This is a genomic window from Mycoplasmopsis agalactiae (genome assembly GCF_000089865.1).
Taxonomy (GTDB): domain Bacteria; phylum Bacillota_I; class Bacilli_A; order Mycoplasmatales; family Metamycoplasmataceae; genus Mycoplasmopsis; species Mycoplasmopsis agalactiae_B.
In genome coordinates this window covers 987,739-1,006,702 of sequence record NC_013948.1, presented here as the reverse complement: position 1 = coordinate 1,006,702, position 18,964 = coordinate 987,739, and the positions used below count along the sequence as shown (strand labels likewise).

8 protein-coding genes, 1 tRNA gene and 1 other RNA gene are annotated in these 18,964 nt (G+C 30.3%); 7 read left to right on the top strand and 3 right to left on the bottom strand.

Annotation, left to right across the window (positions count from 1 at the left end):
• Positions 1–186 precede the first annotated feature (186 nt).
• From MAGA_RS04325 to mgtA, 7 genes are all read left to right on the top strand, one after another.
• Positions 187–2,451: an ATP-dependent DNA helicase gene (locus MAGA_RS04325; RefSeq protein WP_226876326.1), complete on the top strand. Its 2,265-nt coding sequence runs from the start codon at positions 187–189 to the stop codon at positions 2,449–2,451.
• On the top strand, positions 2,451–3,017 hold the full coding sequence (gene pth / locus MAGA_RS04320; protein WP_013022366.1) for an aminoacyl-tRNA hydrolase: 567 nt from the start codon (positions 2,451–2,453) through the stop codon (positions 3,015–3,017). The genes MAGA_RS04325 and pth overlap by 1 nt, the downstream gene beginning before the upstream one ends.
• On the top strand, positions 3,017–3,877 hold the full coding sequence (gene tilS / locus MAGA_RS04315; RefSeq protein WP_013022365.1) for a tRNA lysidine(34) synthetase TilS: 861 nt from the start codon (positions 3,017–3,019) through the stop codon (positions 3,875–3,877). Before pth ends, tilS begins: the two co-directional genes overlap by 1 nt.
• A gap of 74 nt (positions 3,878–3,951) precedes the next feature.
• Positions 3,952–5,979: an ATP-dependent zinc metalloprotease FtsH gene (ftsH, locus tag MAGA_RS04310; RefSeq protein WP_013022364.1), complete on the top strand. Its 2,028-nt coding sequence runs from the start codon at positions 3,952–3,954 to the stop codon at positions 5,977–5,979.
• A gap of 181 nt (positions 5,980–6,160) precedes the next feature.
• Positions 6,161–14,332, top strand: coding sequence for an ABC transporter permease (locus MAGA_RS04305; protein ID WP_013022363.1), 8,172 nt, complete (start codon positions 6,161–6,163; stop codon positions 14,330–14,332).
• A gap of 7 nt (positions 14,333–14,339) precedes the next feature.
• Positions 14,340–15,413, top strand: a complete 1,074-nt coding sequence (locus MAGA_RS04300) for an ABC transporter ATP-binding protein (RefSeq protein WP_013022362.1) — start codon at positions 14,340–14,342, stop codon at positions 15,411–15,413.
• Between the two features lie 121 nt (positions 15,414–15,534).
• Complete coding sequence (gene mgtA / locus MAGA_RS04295) at positions 15,535–18,243, top strand: magnesium-translocating P-type ATPase (RefSeq protein WP_013022361.1); 2,709 nt, start codon at positions 15,535–15,537, stop codon at positions 18,241–18,243.
• 115 nt (positions 18,244–18,358) lie between these two features.
• Here mgtA and MAGA_RS04290 read toward each other — a convergent pair.
• The 3 genes from MAGA_RS04290 to ffs all read right to left on the bottom strand — a co-directional run bounded on the left by MAGA_RS04290 (position 18,359) and on the right by ffs (position 18,954).
• Positions 18,359–18,442, bottom strand: a tRNA-Leu gene (locus tag MAGA_RS04290).
• A 7-nt stretch (positions 18,443–18,449) separates the two neighbouring features.
• Complete coding sequence (locus MAGA_RS04285; RefSeq protein WP_013022360.1) at positions 18,450–18,845, bottom strand: hypothetical protein; 396 nt, start codon at positions 18,843–18,845, stop codon at positions 18,450–18,452.
• A gap of 14 nt (positions 18,846–18,859) precedes the next feature.
• Positions 18,860–18,954: signal recognition particle sRNA small type (gene ffs / locus MAGA_RS04505), an RNA gene on the bottom strand.
• Between the last annotated feature and the right edge of the window lie 10 nt (positions 18,955–18,964).

Below are 18,964 nucleotides of genomic sequence, written 5' to 3'. Positions count from 1 at the left end.
ATTAATATAATAAATAATAAATAATATAAACAACTTATAAAGTGTTTATATAACAAGTTATCCACAATTTTTTGCATAGTTATCCACATGTGTGTGTTAATAAAAATGAGAGAAAAATTTAAAAATATAATCCAACATAATTTAATTTAATAAGCCTTTAATATTCTATAATTAATAAAAATGTTTATGAGTAATGAAAGTAATTCAGGAGCCATAAGGCTAAAAGGGAAGTTTTTAGTTGTAAAGTGAAGCGGAGCTGATAATAACATTCCAAGAGAGCTCTGAATTTTTGAATCAAGTCCTGAGAGAGAGCGTTTTTTCATTTACACCAATAAACAAGAGTTAAAGAGCTCATGTTTTTATGAAATTGAAGTTAAATTAAGAGCTTCAAAGCGCTCAAAATATCAAAATTCGACATATGAATTATTAAGCTTTAAAATTGTTAGTCCCGATAATGATAGTGACATTGAAAAAATGCTAGTAAGCAATGTGGCTGGGCTAGGAGTTAAAGGGATTCAAAGAATAAAAAGTGAGTTAGGATTATCAAGTATCAAAGAGTTATTTGATGATGTTGAATCTGCCCAAAATGTCTTAAAAACAGCCATATACGAAAATTTAAAGGCTTTCATAAACAGCTTTGATCAAAAAGATTATGACTTTTTTGCTGAAAATGGACTTTTGAAATTGTATGACAAACTGCGTGCTAGATTTGAGAACAATGACTTTGTTAGCAGATATAAAAACAATGGTGATCCATATGAATTGTATGTAGATCATTGAATTGATTTTAAGTTAGTAGATCTTTTTGCACAATGCGTAAATAAAAACATTGAACCTTACAAAATAATAAGAGCATTTACTTACAAGATATTAAGAACGAATTTTAATAACATTTGCACAATGTATTATGATGTTTTACCTTTTTATAAAAGTTTATGAAACTGATATGAGGATTATAGAAGGGATAATTCAGAAAACAGCACACTTTTTGAACAGTCTTATGTTGTGTCATTGTTGTCACTGTTACTTCAAAAGCGAGACATAAGTGATGATTTAATTATTGAATCGTTAAATGTAATGATCCAGCGAGGAGAAGTTTACTTTGATAGTGATTCTAAAAGACTTTCACTAAATGAAGTATACGAGCAAGAATTGTTTGTTGCTAAAAAACTAATCAAAATAAGAGATAGTGAGCTAAAACAACAAATTATTCCACTTCCATCACAAAAATTAGCAGATGAGCAAAAAAAAGCTTATGCAAGTGCTTTAAATAATCCGCTCTCAGTTATAACTGGTTATCCAGGCACTGGAAAAAGTTATTTAATTGCGTATATTGTTGAAACTTTATTAAAAGATAAACATTATAAGAAAAAGGATATTGCAGTGCTTACTCCTACCGGAAGAGCATCGACCATATTAGCCTATAAAACAGGCATAGAAGCCAGAACAATTCATAGTTTTTTAAAACTATCTAAATCTGATGAAGATGATTCATTTATTGAATCTTTCGAAAAAGAGAACCCTATTAAAGTTGTGGTTATTGATGAGTTTTCGATGGTAAGCTTGCCAATTATGTATGAGCTGTTGAAAACATGCACAAGTATTGAAAGACTTATTTTAGTTGGGGACAGAGATCAGTTACCTTGCATCGGTAAAGGCAATTTGTTAGAAGATATTATTAACAGTAAAAAGTTTCCTACTTTTGTATTAGAAGAAATTCATAGAACTGACAAAATTGACATATTCAAGCATTTTATAGCCATAAACGACAATAAAGTTCCTAAAATTGATACAGAAAATGTAAAGTTCATTGAGCAAAACGGAATACAGTTTTTAAACAATATTGTTAAAATATATGAAGAAAAAGTCAACAAGTATTCAATTGATAATGTAATAATTTTACTTCCTTCATATTTAGAGTTAGGGCAGCCCGGAATTAATGAAGTTAATAAAAGGCTTCAAGAATGAAATATAAAAAGAACAGGCGCTAAAAAGAATTTATCAATTCACAACAATTTAACTTTATTTGTTGGTGATAGAGTTATACAAACTGTAAATGATTATGACAAAAATGTTTTTAACGGCGAAATAGGCATTGTTGAAGAAATAAATACAGACAGCAAGAACACATTTATTATTGTTGGTTTTGGTCAAGATAAAAAAGTTAGGTATAACAGAAGCGAGATTTTAGAGAACTTAACACTAGCTTATGCTATAACTGTGCATAAATTCCAAGGGTCAGAAGCGAGTTGTGTTATTTTTGGAATTTTGAAAAACAGAGTTGAGCATATGTTTACTAAAAAATTTATGTATACGGCTGTTTCAAGGGCAAAAGAGGAATTATTGCTTTTAGGTTCTAAGGACTTATATATACAAAAAATTCAATCTAGAAATGCTGATTTAAAGCACTATACTAATTTAAAATCATTAATAGAAAAAGAGGCAAAATAATGAAGCTAATTGTTGGTTTAGGAAATCCAGGCAATGAGTATAGATTCACAAGGCACAATGCCGGATTTTTGGCAATTGATAAAATTTGTGAAAAACTAAATATTTCACTAAATAAAGAAAAATTCAACGGCGAATTTGTTGTTTCTGACGGCTTTATTTTAGCTAAACCACTTACATATATGAATAAATCAGGTGATTTTGTTTATTCAATAGCTAGCTTTTATAAAATAAATCCTTCCGACATTATTGTTATTTATGATGATCTTAGTTTTTCTATCGGTCAAGCCGCTATAAAAATAGGCGGGTCAAGCGCTGGTCACAAAGGAATAGACAGCTTAATGAGTAAGTTCAGCAGTAATGATTTTAAAAGAATTAGAGTTGGAATAGGTGTTAATAGTGGCACAACAATAAAGGATTATGTGCTTTCTTTATTTACAAAAGATGAAATGATAGTTGTTGAAGAAGTGCTTGAAAAAGTGGCTGATGCGGCAATATCTTTAGTGTACAATGATGTAAATTTTGTTATGAATAAGTTCAATACCGACAACAAAAAGAGAGTTATTTAGTGATTTTATTAGGAGTTAGTGGTGGTCCAGATTCTATGTATTTGCTAGATTTAATATCTAGTCAAAGAAGTGATATTGTGGTTGCAACTGTTAATTACAATGTTAGACATGATTCAGCATATGATGCCGAGATTGTAAGAAAATTTTGTGAAGATAAAGACATAATTTTTGAATGTCTTGAAATCGACCAAAAAGCCCGTTTTAAAGGCAATTTTGAAAAATGAGCAAGAGAGCAAAGGTTTTCTTTTTTTAAAAAGATTTATGAAAAATATAATTGTGAAACCTTATATTTAGCACATCATAAAGATGACTTTTTAGAAAGCTATTTTATGCAAAAAGAATCTAAAAGACAGCCAGATTTTTTTGGAATAAAAACAGAAAATTATATTTATGGGATGAAAGTTGTTAGGCCACTTGTTGATAAAGTGTTCAAAAATGAAATTTTAGAAGCATTGCATAATAAAAAGATTAAGTATGCAAATGATTACACTAACGACTTGCCTATATATACAAGAAATAGAATAAGAATTTGGCTAAAAAGCCTATCAAACAGCCAGAAAAGTAAAATTTTTGATGACATACAAAAAGAAAATAATGAGCTAGCAGTGCTTGCGCAAGATACTGTTTTAGAGTATGAGCATTGAAAGAAGGCTCAATTTAGCCAAGATGAGTTTTTGAACTTAAGTAACAAAGAGAGACTAGTCTACAAGTTTGTGCATGAAAATTATGTAGACATAAAATTATCAAACAGAAAAATTAAATCAATAATTAGCTTTATATTGAGTAACAACAGAACAAGCCAATATTTGATCAAAAACAACGTTTTTATACAAAAAAAGCATGGAAAATTAGTTTTTTAATTTTTGATTAATTATAAAAATTACATTAAAATTATAAACATTATTATAGATAAATAAAAAGGAAGGAGAGTTGTATGGAAAATGAAAGAAAGCAAAAAATTGCCAAAATAGTTCTTTGAACCATTCTTTCAGCAGTAATTCTTTTAATAATTACATTACTTCTCTGAAACCGTTTTAAACCACAAGTTAGACAAGGTAATTTCCAAGACTTTGTAAATGACATTGTGGCTGCTAGCAAAAGTGTTGATGACAACACATATTTAGCAGAAGTAAAAATTGATGGAGTACAAGATATTGCTAAATATACGTTTGTTGAAAACGGAATAGCAAAACTTCGTGAAGTGAGCTTAGGCAAAGGTATCGTCGAAAAAACATTTATTTTGCCAGATAAGTTTACTATCGGTGACAAAACATATAATATTGCAGATCTATTAAAACATCCTGGCGCTGATGCAAATGTATTATCAACACAATGAAGCACAGTAGGATTAGTTTTAGAAAAACCAAATACGTTTGCTAGAATTGCTCTTTCTGTATTACCAACATTATTATGAATAATTATTCTTTTCTGATTGTATCGTTCAATGATGAAAAGAAGCATGAACATGATTGGTGCTATCGGGGATGAAAAGAATCCAGCACAAAAAATTAAAAGCGATAAAACCTTTAAGGACGTAGCTGGAAATAAAGAAGCTGTTGAAGAAATTAAAGAAATTGTGGATTATTTAAAAAATCCTAAAAAATACGAAATTGCTGGTGCAAGAATGCCTCACGGTATTTTATTAGGTGGCCCCCCTGGTACTGGTAAAACGTTATTAGCTAAAGCAACTGCTGGTGAAGCTAATGTCCCTTTCTACTTTATTTCAGCATCAAACTTTGTTGAAATGTTTGTTGGCCTAGGTGCTAAAAGAGTTAGAACTGTTGTTGATGAAGCACGTAAAAATGCTCCTGCAATAATATTTATTGATGAGCTTGATGCAATTGGTAGAACAAGAGGTTCAGGTATTGGTGGTGGTCACGACGAACGTGAACAAACACTAAACCAATTGCTTGTTGAAATGGATGGGATGAAAGATAATAATGGAATTCTATTCTTTGCTGCAACAAATAGAACCGACGTTTTAGACCCTGCATTAACTCGTCCTGGTAGATTTGACAGAACAATTACTGTTGGCCTTCCAGACGTTAAAGAACGTGAAGAAATTCTTAATTTACATGCTAAAGGTAAAAGAGTTTCACCTAATGTTAACCTTGCACAAGTTGCAAAAAGAACACCTGGTTACTCTGGCGCACAACTTGAAAATGTTATTAATGAAGCTGGATTACTAGCAGTTAGAAGAGATTCAGAAATCATTGAACGTGATGATATTGATGAAGCTATAGATAGAGTTATGGCTGGACCTGCTAAGAAAAACAGAGTTATAACCAAGAGTGAGCTTACAATGGTTGCATATCATGAAGCAGGACATGCTGTTGTTGGTATCAAAATGCCAGGCGCAAATAAGGTGCAAAAAATTACTATTATTCCTCGTGGTCAAGCTGGTGGATACAACTTGATGACACCTGAAGAAGAAAAGTATAACTTAACCAAAAAAGAACTTATTGCAATGATTACCAGCTTTATGGGTGGTAGAGCTGCTGAAGAAATTATTTATGGAAAAGAAAATGTTTCAACAGGGGCTTCAGATGACTTGCATAAAGCAACAAAAATTGCAAGAAAAATGGTTACTGAATGAGGTATGTCTGATTTAGGACCTATTCAATATGAACAAGATGAAGGTTCTCCATTCTTAGGTAGAGACTACTTAAAATCTGCACAATTCTCTGCACAAGTTGCACATGAAATTGATATTGAGGTAAGAAACATAATTACTGAGGCTGAAAAGAAAGCTAAGGAAATTATTGAAGAAAACAGAGAGCTTCATGAGTTGATTAAGACAGCTTTATTAGAAAAAGAAACAATTGTTGCTGAAGAGATTGAATACATTGCAAAGAATATGAAATTGCCTTCAGAAAGTAAAGAAGAAAAAGCTGAAAACGTTAACCTTACAATAGATGATATATTGGATGGAAAATCTGAAGAAAAAGGAGAAACGATGTAGACCATCGTTTTTTCTTTTAACTCTAAAATATAAATTTAGGACATTTCTGTTGACTAAGAAGCCTATCAAACAGGCTTAAAAATTATTTAGCAAGATGTATTTAGCACAAATAATAAATAATATTTTTTTAAAAAATATTAATATAATTTTTACACTTTATAATTAGGATTAATTTTTTATTATGTGAAGACTATCTAAAGAAGTTTTTAAGTCCTTATCTAAAAACAAAATTATGGTTATCGGCTTAAGTATACTTATATTTATTACTTCAGCTGTTTTTACCCTGCTTTCATCATTAAGATCATCTATTGTCACTGGTTTTGAAAATTACAAGAAATTATCTGTGAAACATGATTTATCTGTGGATTTGAACCTACCAAGTCAAGGAAGCGCCTTTAATCAAGGTTATTTTGTCAATGGACAGGTTTTAGGTCAAAATGGAGTAAAAGAGTACAAACCTATCAATTATTATTTAGCGAACGGCGAGGGCGAGTATAAGGATTCTGTAGAGAATGTTTTGTATTTGCAAAATAATGAATTTATTAGCTTAAGTAATTTTACTGGTATTGATGGCAACGGGAATGGGAATCTTAGCAACTACTATATTAAAAAAGATGATTTAGATATTCTTTATTCAATTTATTCTGCTGATTCTAATAATTCAATTGTTGAATTTAAATTAGGAAAAGATCAAAATGATGCAAATAGTGCAAGTTTCAAATTAAAAAAAGAAGACAAAAACTTTATTTTTTATGAGAAAAAAGGTGACAAATTTGAAGCTGTTACTGAAAGCAAAAGTATAAAAAATACTGACAAAGTAACATTTGACAAAGAAAATTTAACCCTTTCAGATTTAATGATTCTTAAAAAAGGAATAGATCCAAGTAAGCCCAATCTTGTTTATGCTGAGCAAGTTCAACCCTTGTTTATAAATGTTTTGGACAAAAAAATCACTAACGAATATAGCGTTGGTCAAAGATGATTAGCAGAAAATAAAGGTATTATTATTCCTGCAAACGAGTGAATTCAAAAGTTTGGATTTAAGAAAGTTTCAGACAATAATTTTGTATTTATTAATGAAGGAGATAACAACAGCTTATCTAAATTTTTAGATAAAGTTGAGGCTTTAACTCAGCCTGCTGACACAACATCAGCAAGCACCAATAGCACTGATTTATTGGATGAAAAGTCAAAAGTAAAAAGCGAATGAACAATTAGTGATTTTTATAATAAATCAGCAATTGAAGTTAAGCCAGCAAGGATTTTGACAATAAAAAAAGGCAGTGAAATAAAAATAAATAAAGATTTACTTGCTAAAAAAATCAAGAACGTTTCATTCGAAAGATGAAACTACTATACAACATTTACTGGATATAACAAGAATCTTTGAACAGGTGCTTTTAAAACCTTTATGGAAGAGCTTGAAAGCAGCAAAAATGATCCCAAGTCAGCTAATTATAAAAAATGAAAGGAGTTAGCGGAGTTTTCTAACTGAACCAAAAATATTAAAACTGTTTTTGAGCCTTACAATAACACTAAATTAGCTAAAAAAGAAGTTAATATTAGTGTTCCAATTAATGATGCAGACACAAAACAGAAGCTATACAATGCTGATAATTCAAACAATAATATAAATGAATCTAGAACTAATTTCCCAGGCGGATCATCCTATAGAATAGACAAATCTGGCGCAAAAAGCATTCTTGAAATCGAGTCATTTATAGATAAAAATCAACCAAATTACAACAAAGCATTACTAGAAGCTATTAATGATAAAGATTTAAAAAACAAGAGCTTTAATTTAATTAAGCAAGAAGCATATGAAGTTACTAAAAAAATAATTATTGATAAGATTGCTGATGAAGTTGGTGGCAGAGCAAATCTAGGATTAAGAAAAACTATAACAGTTGATGCAATTGATGAAAAAACAAAGAAACAAAATGTTTTTCACTTCATAAACATTGGTGATGAAAAAGGCGAAGTTGATGGCATTAAACTTAATGTAGGAAAACTATTTGAAGAACAAAAAAGAAAAAGTGCTTTAATTCCTTCTAGCAAGTTTGACGATTCGGTTTATAAGGAAAATCAGCTACCTCCTTATATTGCTTCATTGCTTATACAATCAATAGGTAGAAATCTTTTCCCAGATCCTAAGTATGTTGAGCCAATTTATGAATTTGCTGAAGTAACTGACATAAATCCAGTTACAAAAGGGATTAGAAAAGAGAGTTCAAAAATTGTTCTTTTGAACAAATATTTAATAAATAACAACAACAAAAATATTGATTCTAAGATTTTAGAGTCTGAGTATAAGAAGCTAAATTTAGGAATAACTTTTAGAGGAAATAACTATAAATTAGTCACTTTAGCAAATTCTGATGGCAAACTATTTTGAAAAACAGTTCATATTGATGGAGCTGGAGAGCATGGCTTTGATAAAGGTTTGTTAACCAAATGAATGGAACAAAACAAGGTAACATTAGCAACCAAATTCATTAAAACTGATGATTATGGATGAGCTAAAAAAGATCAGTCATTAGCTAATATATCTTATGTTCCTACTCAATTTTTATCTCCAAGAGCAGAATTAATCAATGATATTTTAGCCACTGGAAAAGTTGACTTCTTAGCCGAAGCCATTGAAAAAGAACTATTAGATTCTGTTTTAGTTAAGGATGAATTTATTTCCCAAGAGAATGTATTCCAAATTACTAAAGCAGTAAAAAAAGTGTTAAACAGCAACAATTTTGCTAATGCATTTACTTCGTCAAAAATTAATAGAGAACTGCTTCCAAAAATAGGACTCGATTTACTTTATGAGCTAAGTCACAGCGATTCTGGCAACATATTCAAAAGCATTTTATTTAGCGTTTTTGAAAGAGTTAAGGCTAAATTAAATGAAAAAGGTGATTTAGAAAATCAGAAAAAATACTTAGTTGAAGAAGTAAATAATATTTATTCTTTAATAACTGGTTTAGCTGGTCTTGACATAAGTAAGTTCTTAAGTGCTGAAGAATTAGTTTACCTTTCGAATGATCCTAAAGAAGTTATAAATGCATTTCAAAATATTATCGGAAGCATTGATGTTTATAATTTTAGTAAGTTAGCTAATGAGTGATACAAGAGCGAATGAAAGAAACAAGTTGAGCATAATAAAGAAAAATACACAAACAGACTAAGTTCGGGATTATTGATTGATTGATTGTTTAAGTCTGTTGACCAAAAAACCCTTAAAACAGGCTTAAAAGCATTTATTAATAATTTAGATTTTCAAAAAGTTCTTAATTTAGACGATAAAAACAGCTTGTTATACAAAAAAATAAATGAATCAGTTCCTTCATTGATTGATGGAATCAAAATATTACTTAGCAAAGTAAGCAAAGATGGTAAATTCGACAATGTTAAAGAAGGCTTAAATAGTATTTTGCAAAACATTGATTTTAATGTTTTATCTAATTATTTAAGTGAGCACTTGACAACTAATTATTTTGAATATAAAAAATCAGATTTGGATTATGAATCAAATAAAGAGAAAGTACTCAGAGAAAAAGTTGCTTTAAAAACCATAAGACCTAAAGATGGAATGATGGCATTAATTTACGGATTGTTCTATAATCCAGGCACAAACAGAGAGTTTAAAGCTAATCTTATTAAGATGTTTAACTTATCGGATAAGGTAAGCACAATCAAAGTAGAAAATGGTTCTGGATCAGTCGTTACACCTGATTCTGATGAAGAAAAATTGAGCTTTAGTGACTTTTTAGCATTCTTCCCAGCACTTTTGAGTGCTGATCAAAGCAAAACAATATTTAAAAATCAACAAATTAATAATGATATTTCTTATGCAAAAGAACACATTTTAAAAGTTATGTCTGCCAAAGGGAATTCAGTTGGTCTGCATGAATTAGACATTAAAGCCTTAGAAATATTAAAGAAATTTAACATAATAACTAATGAGATTACTATAGATAAAAAAGTAATTGAAAAATTAAATAAAGTTCAAAGTTTTATTGTCCAAACAACTACAAGTTTAGATGAAAAAACAAAGATTGTTTCAGAAACAAACAAGACGCTTGCTGACTTAATTTATGACTTCAACAGCTTTGATGAAGGCGATGAAAGTTGAAAAGTTTGAAAAGGTGTCATTGGATCATATGGCCAGGCAAGCGTTGTCAATAAGTTTTCACTTGGTGCTCAAGCATTTGATTTACTAATTCCTTGAATAAATATGTTAACCTATAGCAACAATGCAACACAAAAAGAAGCCTTGCAATTTGTTAATGATTTCTTGAAGTTAAGCATTGATAAAAGTATTTTAGAGGAAATCAATAAGCTAGCTCAGGACGAAAACTTACCAAACTTTAATAGCACTAATTTTGGACTTTCAATAGCGCTACATAGACCAGAACAAGTTACTGTTTTCAATGAATCTAACGGCAAGTTTACTAATGCTAAAGTTGAAGAACTAGCAAGCAAAAATCCAAAGTTCAGACGTTACTTATCTAGCCAAAAACGCAGTTTGATAGAGCTTTTAGGATTAATTGGTGCTAGCCAACAATATTCAAAATATGACAAACAACCAGCTGAAACAGGTAAGATTTATGCACCTAATGGAATTTATTATGAAACCATCAAGAAGGCTGTTGATAGATATTTTTCAACTAAAGAATTTTGAGAAATAAAAGATATTGTTTTATTAATTGCTAGATCAATGCAAATTAACTTCCCAATTGAATTGTTGGGATTATCTAGAATAATCATAAATCCAGTTTTAAGAAGCATGTATCCGCAGTTAATGACATCATTCCTTTCAACTCAAAAGCAAAGTTTAGGAAAGATTAATGGTAATTTAGCCTACATTGTTTCAAATAGAATCGGAAATTTTGAAGAAATTATTAGAGATAATTCTAAAAAGTTAGAATTAGAAGCTTATTTTGAACAAATATGATCCAACAAGGACACGTCATTAGTTCCACTAGATTACAGCGAAGAAATTACATTGGCTTTAGATGGAGCTAGAGTAAATAAAATATTCAATGAACAAACCAAGAAAGTTACCATTTTTGGTATAGATTTTCTAAATTTAGCTGGCAGGGTAGTGAATGGAATTGTTGAGCCTAAAGAATTAAAAGACATTGTGTTTAACGATATAAATAGTTACTATGCAAAAGTTAACTATGCTTACTTATCGAAGAATAATAAAGCTATTTATAATGGTGAGCTTCCGAGAAATAATGTTGAAATGGAAAGCTTACTTAACACAATTGATGATAAGTATATTTTAGATGTTAATGGAATTAAGTTTTTAATAGTTGGGGAAGATACAACTGTTGACTATATTTATCCAGTTATTGATGAAAACCATTTACAGGTTAATACACAAAACCAAGCGTTAGTTTATTTAAATAACTATGGCTTTTCTAGAATTATGGCCGCTTACCAAGGCAATGTTGTTAAGAAGAATCTTTTAGTTGTTAATGGTTCAAAAAACAGCAATGAAGTTGTAAAACGAAATATTACAAACATAGTTGATAGCTCAATCAGTGATGCAAATAAACTTAAGAGAGTATTTTCATATGATGAACTAGATCCTATTAATCCTGAAAGAGCTTTAAGAATAACAACTATTGAAGGAATGATTAATGTAATTTCAAGTTCAATAATTGCTTTAATGTCACTATTTATTATTATGGTGTCAGTGGCTATAATATTTATTATTAGAAGATATATTGCTAATAAAGCGAAAGTGTTTGGTATATTGCTTGCACAAGGTTATAGGCCAATTGAAATAGCTATTTCATTATTACCATTTGCGATGGTTACTTCATTAATAGGTGGAATATTAGGATATTCAATTGGATTTAGAACACAGATATTATTGCAAAATGTGTTTTCTAATTACTGGACGCTGCCTAAATCAGCTATACCATTTGACTTCTTCTCACTCTTCTTCAATGTGTTTATACCATTTTTGGGAATGAGCTTATTAATAATTGTTGTTGCACTTATTTCACTAAGAAAGAGTTCAATTGACTTAATAACCGGTGTTGATGATGCGCCAAGAGGTAAGTTATTCAATAAGATTAAGAAAAAGTTTATTAACAAGAAAAATGTTAAGAAACGTTTCAGTTTCACCCTTGCTTATAGTGGTTTTTGGAAATTAGCATCATTTGGTGGATCAGTGTTACTAACATCAATAGCAACAATGTTCGGGTTAGCCAACTATAAAACATTCAACAATACAATTAATGACACTTATAAAAATAGAGATTATAGATTCAAGATTGATTTAGAATCGCCTACAACAGAAGGAAAATACTATTCATTGTATAATCCAAGTGAACTAAAAGATCTAATTTATACACCTATTGGTTCATTAAATGAGGGAAATAGGGAGACTGCTGACTACTTTAAACCAGGGAAATCTAGCATCATAAATCCAGATAACAAAGCAAATGGAAATCCTGGCGAATTTGCTCCACATCTACTTTCACAGTTTAGTGTAAATGTAACTGTGGATGCTGGTGTTGCCGCTGATCCATGATTGATAGCATACAATGGTATGCCTGATAGTCAGAAGGCTAAAATTGACAAAATAAGAGATTTAGTAGGTCATCAATTAGAATGGACACAAAGTTTAGATGAAAATGGCAAATTAATTACTGATCCAAATAAACCTATAATTAAGGTAGATTCGAACGGCTTGATGTCATATGAAGATGCATCAGGCAAGAAATATGATTTCTTTAAGTATTACAAATCACCAAATGATAAACAAGGTAGCTTCAGGCTTGCACACTGAGATGCAGCTAACAAAGAATATATAATGAAGACTATAAAAACAGGTGATAGTGGCGGAAGAAATGAATATAGAGACTTCTTAGTCAAGGCATACCAAAAGAACGATATTGTCAGAATGCAACATGAAAAATTGCTTGCTGAAGGAAAAGAATTAATTAATCCTATTACAAATTGAAAAGAATCAAGAAGTGATTCTGATTTCTGGCTAGTTGATAAATCTGATTTAGACAGACAATGAGTTAATGACTATTTTATAGGCTTTGGCGGAATTTTATTTGATAAACATTATGATGAAACATATACATATATTAGCGGTTCATACAACAATATAAGTTCAAAAATATATGGTTATAGGAAGCCAGAAGATATAAAGAGTGCTAAAGTTAAGTTAATTGATAAAAATGGCGAAAACTTATACGATGCTTTATATAACTTTAAGATTGAAAACAATGTTTATCCATTAGTTGTTAATGATGTTTTTGCTAAAAAACATAAATTAGGAATTGATGATCAAATTGATTTTGTTATTTCTAATAGAGTCGATAGATATAGACAAAAATTATTAGAAAAAATTTATGCTAACAATCCTATAAAACAGGCAGATTTGAAAAAGCAATATGATCAAAATATTAAAACCAAATTTAGAATAGTTGGTATTAATCCTACATATATAAATGATGAATTAATAACAACTCACAGTGCTGCTAATTTATTAGTGGGCTTGCCTGATAATGAAAGTAGCTTCAACGGTGTGTTAACACAGAATGCAAACCCAGTGCAAGTTACAGAATCTGCCGGTTTATATTCGCCAAGTGGATATTGAGCTGGTCTTGATGGCTTTGATGTTAGTTCGCTAGATCAAGGTACTGTTAAGAAAATGTTTGATGAAATTTTTAAAGTTTCAGATATACCTGAAAAAGGCGGAGTGTTACAAAGTCAACATGGGTTTACCAAAGATGAAATTGCTAAGTTCTTGGATCCAAAAGCTGAAAAATTCAGTGATTCACTTTATGAAAGTGCTAAAAATTCAGCAAAAGCTCATATTGAAGACTTTAGTAGGATTTATGAAAACAAATTGTTTATTGCGCTAAGCAATTCAATTGATTCACGTGACATTGAAGTTGGATTTGTGGTTCAAGTTGGACACACAATTGAACAAATTAGTATATTTATAATAGTTATAAACTTTGTTATTTCGCTAATAATATTAATAATAATGTCATCAATTATTGTTAGTGAAAATGAAAGAAATATTGCTATTTGGTCAATATTAGGTTACTCTCAAAAAGAAAAATTAATGATGTTCTTTGGAGCATTTATACCGTTCTTGGTTGCTGCACTAATTATTTCAATACCAATAGTAATTGCTATGATAAATGTGTTTGGATCATTCTTGCTGTCATCATCATCTATTGCCTTATTGTTATCGCTAAAATGGTGACATGTGCTCATAACTTCAGGCTTAATGCTTATCATATTTGCTGTAACATCTATTTCAGTTTGAATTAGTATTAACAAGATGAAACCAGTTGACTTATTGAAAGGTAAATAATTAACTTATGGATATTAATAACAAAGATAATGACTTATTTAAAATCGATGAGTCATCTGAATTAATTGATGGCAAAAATGTCAGTGATAAAAAAGGCGGCAAGGTAGCCAAAAAAGCCAAGGCGCACAAAGAGAAAAAGAGTCAATCGTTAGCATCTGAAGAAATAGTTGAAGATAACTTACAAACCATTGAAATAGCAACGGACGTCAAAATTACAAAAGATAATTTGTTTGATATTTTGGATCAAAATAGCAAGAAAAAAAACATTATCGTTCCTAGAAAAATAAGATCAATTTTGAATAAAATAAACAGCAGAAAAAGAAAAATTGATGACGGATTTTATACAAAAAATACTCCTGGACTTGTAATTGAGGTTAAAAATGCAAGTAAATATTATGTTAATGACAACATTGTGACCAGAGTATTAAAAAATGTCTCGATGGATGTTAGACAAGGCGAATTAATGTTAATTTATGGCATCTCTGGTGGGGGAAAAAGTACACTATTAAACCTTATTAGTGGCTTAGACAGGCCAAGTAAAGGCGATGTCATAGTTTGTGACGAAAACTTACCGTATTTGTCAAATAACAAGCTGACTTTATTTAGAAGAAAACATGTTAGTTTTATATTCCAAAACTATAATTTATTAGCTAATTTAAATGCTTATGACAATGTTGAAACTGGTGGATATTTGCAAACAGATAAAAACAAGAAACTAGACATTGTTGAAATGTTTAAAAAGTTTGAAATGGAAGAAGAAATGCACAAGTTTCCTTCTCAAATGTCAGGGGGACAGCAACAAAGAGTTTCAATAATGAGAGCGCTGTCGAAGAATTCTGAAATTATTTTTGCTGATGAACCTACCGGAGCGCTTGATGAAAGCACAACTAAAATTGTGTTAAGACTCTTATATGAAATTAATAAGCAAAATAAAACAACTGTTGTTATGGTTTCACATAACCCAGTAATGGCAGCAATGGCTGATAGAATTGTTCATGTTGTTGAAGGAAGAATTTCAAAAATTGAAGTTAATCAAAATCCTATTCATCCTGACCAAATTGACTTATTTAAAGGCGAATAAGTAAAAAAGCACACACCCGTGCTTTTTTTGTTTTTAAACAAGTTTATTTAAGAGAAGTTGCAAAAGCAAATAATACATTATAATTTTTTAATATTAGAATATTAAAAAAGAGAGGAGTTATATGTTGAAAAGCAAGAAAAATAAGAGTACCAACTTATCGCGAGCTCAACAAGAGCTTATTGCGGCATCAAAAATGAGTGTAAATGAACTTTGTAATAAATATAACTCCAGCATTAATGGCTTGCAAAGTGACGAGCAAGTTGAAATTAATAAGAGTGAATATGGTGCTAATGTTTTAAGCAAGAAAAGCAAGAATTCTGTTTGAAAAAGAATAGTTGATGCCTTTTTTAATCCTTTTTCTATTATTCTGCTTATTCTTTCACTTATATCATTGGTAGTTGATATTATTTTACCTTTAAAAAAGGGAGAGAGCGCTGAGCCTGCTACTATCATAATAATTATGTCAATGGTTATAATTAGTGGGATTTTGCACATTGTTGAAGATACCAAAAGTAGCTCATCTGCAGCCAAATTAGTCAAAATGGTACAGACAACTACAAAGGTTGAAAGACAAGGAACTAATTATGAAATCCCGCTTGATGAAGTGGTTGTTGGAGATATTATTCACCTAGCAGCAGGAGATATTATTCCAGCTGATGTTAGAATAATTAGTGCAAAAGACTTGTTTGTGTCACAGTCATCATTAACAGGTGAGAGCGAAGCTATTGAAAAGTTTGTTTCAATTAATTATGAACATGAGTATCAAAATGTCACAGACAGGCATAATTTAGCTTTTATGGGCTCAAATATTATTTCTGGAAGCGCTAAAGCTATTGTGATAGTAACTGGGGATGAAACATATTTAGGCCAAGTTGCTCAAAAAATTAATGAAAAGCCTGTTAAGTCAAATTTTGAAAAAAGCATAAGTTCGATATCTTGATTGCTTTTTAGAATAATGATTACTGTTGTGCCAATTGTGTTCTTGATTGCGGGGGTTAAGAATTTTAAAGATGGACAAAAGTGATTAGAAGCTTTAATGTTTGCAATTTCAGTAGCAGTTGGGCTTACTCCAGAGATGTTGCCTATGATTGTCACAAGTACTCTTGCCAAAGGGGCATCTAGAATGTCTAAAAGCAAGACAATTGTTAAGAGCTTAAATTCGATTCAAAATTTTGGTGCAATGGATGTTTTTTGTACTGATAAAACAGGTACATTAACAATGGATCAGGTTGCATTAGAGATGCATCTAGATGTTTTAGGAAACGAAAACATAAGAGTTTTAAGATATGGATTTTTAAATAGTTATTATCAAACTGGTTTAAAAAACTTGCTTGATTTATCAATAATAAATAAAACAGACGAATTAAGTGATATACATGAAGAATTAAGAAATATAGAAAATGTATACGAAAAGATAGATGAGATTCCGTTTGATTTCAACAGAAAAAGAATGAGTGTTTTGGTTAAAAATAAAAACAAAAATACTGGCATTGAAATGGTAACTAAGGGCGCTGTTGAAGAAATTCTTTCTGTTTGCAATACCTTAGAGTTAAATGGCAGTGTTGTTGCTTTAGATCAAGCAATGATTAATAAAGTTTTAGTGCAAGTTGACAAGCTTAATGATCAAGGAATGAGAGTTATAGCTGTAGCTAGAAAAAAGAATCCAAATAAAGTAGGACAATTTGGCGTTTCTGATGAGCATGAAATGACATTAATTGGCTATTTAGCTTTCTTAGATCCACCAAAAGAATCAACCGCTTCTGCAATTAAAAACCTCTATGAACATGGCGTGGAGGTCAAAATTCTTACTGGTGATAATGCTAGAGTTACTAAGGCAATATGTGATAAAGTAGGCATGAAGACTGATGGCGTCATTCTTGGTAAAGATTTAATAAATTTAAACGATGAAGAACTTAGAGAAATTGTTGAAAAGCACAATATTTTTGCAAAGTTAAGCCCTGATCAAAAGGCCACAATTATTGGCACATTAAGAGCCAATGGACATGTTGTTGGTTATATGGGTGATGGGATTAATGATGCTCCTGCAATGAAAACAGCAGATGTTTCAATTTCAGTTGATACTGCAGTCGATATTGCTAAAGAAAGCGCAAATATTATTCTTTTAGAAAAAGATCTTAATGTTTTAGCAACAGGAGTTGTTGAAGGACGTAAGACATATGCTAATATGAACAAATACATTAAGATGACATTAAGTAGTAATTTTGGAAATATATTTAGTATTTTAATTGCAGCAATAATATTGCCATTTGTGCCACTATTAGCTACTCAGATATTATTTTTAAACCTTATTTATGACATCATTTGTGGAACTATCCCTTGAGACAAAGTTGATGCTAAATTTATCCAGAAGCCAAGAAAATTCAATACAAAAAGCATCATCAAATTTATGTTGTGGTTTGGGCCAACTAGCTCAATTGTTGACATATTAGCTTTTGTGATTTTAAACTGATTATTTATCCCAAAACTCTATCCAAATCTTGATCCTAAGTCAGCTGAATGAATTTCATTATTCCAAACTGGCTGATTCATAATTTCGATGTGAACGCAAAGTTTAGTAATTCATTTTATAAGAACTGAAAAGATACCTTTTGTGCAATCAAGACCTTCCTGAACATTATTGTTTGCTACTTTTGGTGGTGTTGCATTAGTTACTGCAACTCCATACATACCAGGGTTAAATAGTTTGCTTGGGATAAGAGCGCTAAATCCTTGATTTTACTTATTGTTAGCATCATTAGTTATCTTATATATTGCATTAGTTATGATTGTAAGAATTATTTACAAAAAGAGATATAAAGAAATATTGTAGGCGAGCCTATGATATTTTTTTCTATAAAACAGGCTAATTAGTAAAAGTTGTAAGGTAGAAAAAATCAAAAATAAAAACAGCATAGCTTGCTGTTTGTTTGATGAATTTAATCAAATGGTCCCCAAGACAGGACTTGAACCTGCACGGATTTCTCCAGTAGATTTTGAGTCTACGGTGTCTGCCATTCCACCACTTGGGGAGTAATATTATAATATCACATTATTAGCCTTAGGTTTGGCATATTTTTTAAAGACAACATATTTAAATAACAAAATAAGGTTGTTTACATGGATAAATTGGGCAATTACTAATGAAAAAATTATTGATACTCTAGAAGTAACAAGGTCTGCACTCTTATAATAATTTCTATAAAATAAACGCATTGTTATAGTCATAAGTCAAGGATATAAAGCACATGTTGAAATTATTACAACAATAAATAAAACGCTTACATGCCTATATCATAGGCTCATTAGGCTTTGGCTTCTATATCACTCTTTTTCTTTTAGTGTAAAAAAGTAAAATATTTTGACTAAAAAAGTTATAAGAATAAAGACAGTTAAAAAGGTTAAACTAACTGTTTCAGATGTTTTAATATCCATAAAACCCCCTTATGCTTTTAAAAAGCTGGCGAACATAACACTTCTTAATATGGCTGCTACATCTCTGTCCTGACCAGGTTATAAGGTTGCTATTTCACCAGCCTTTAAATTATAACAAT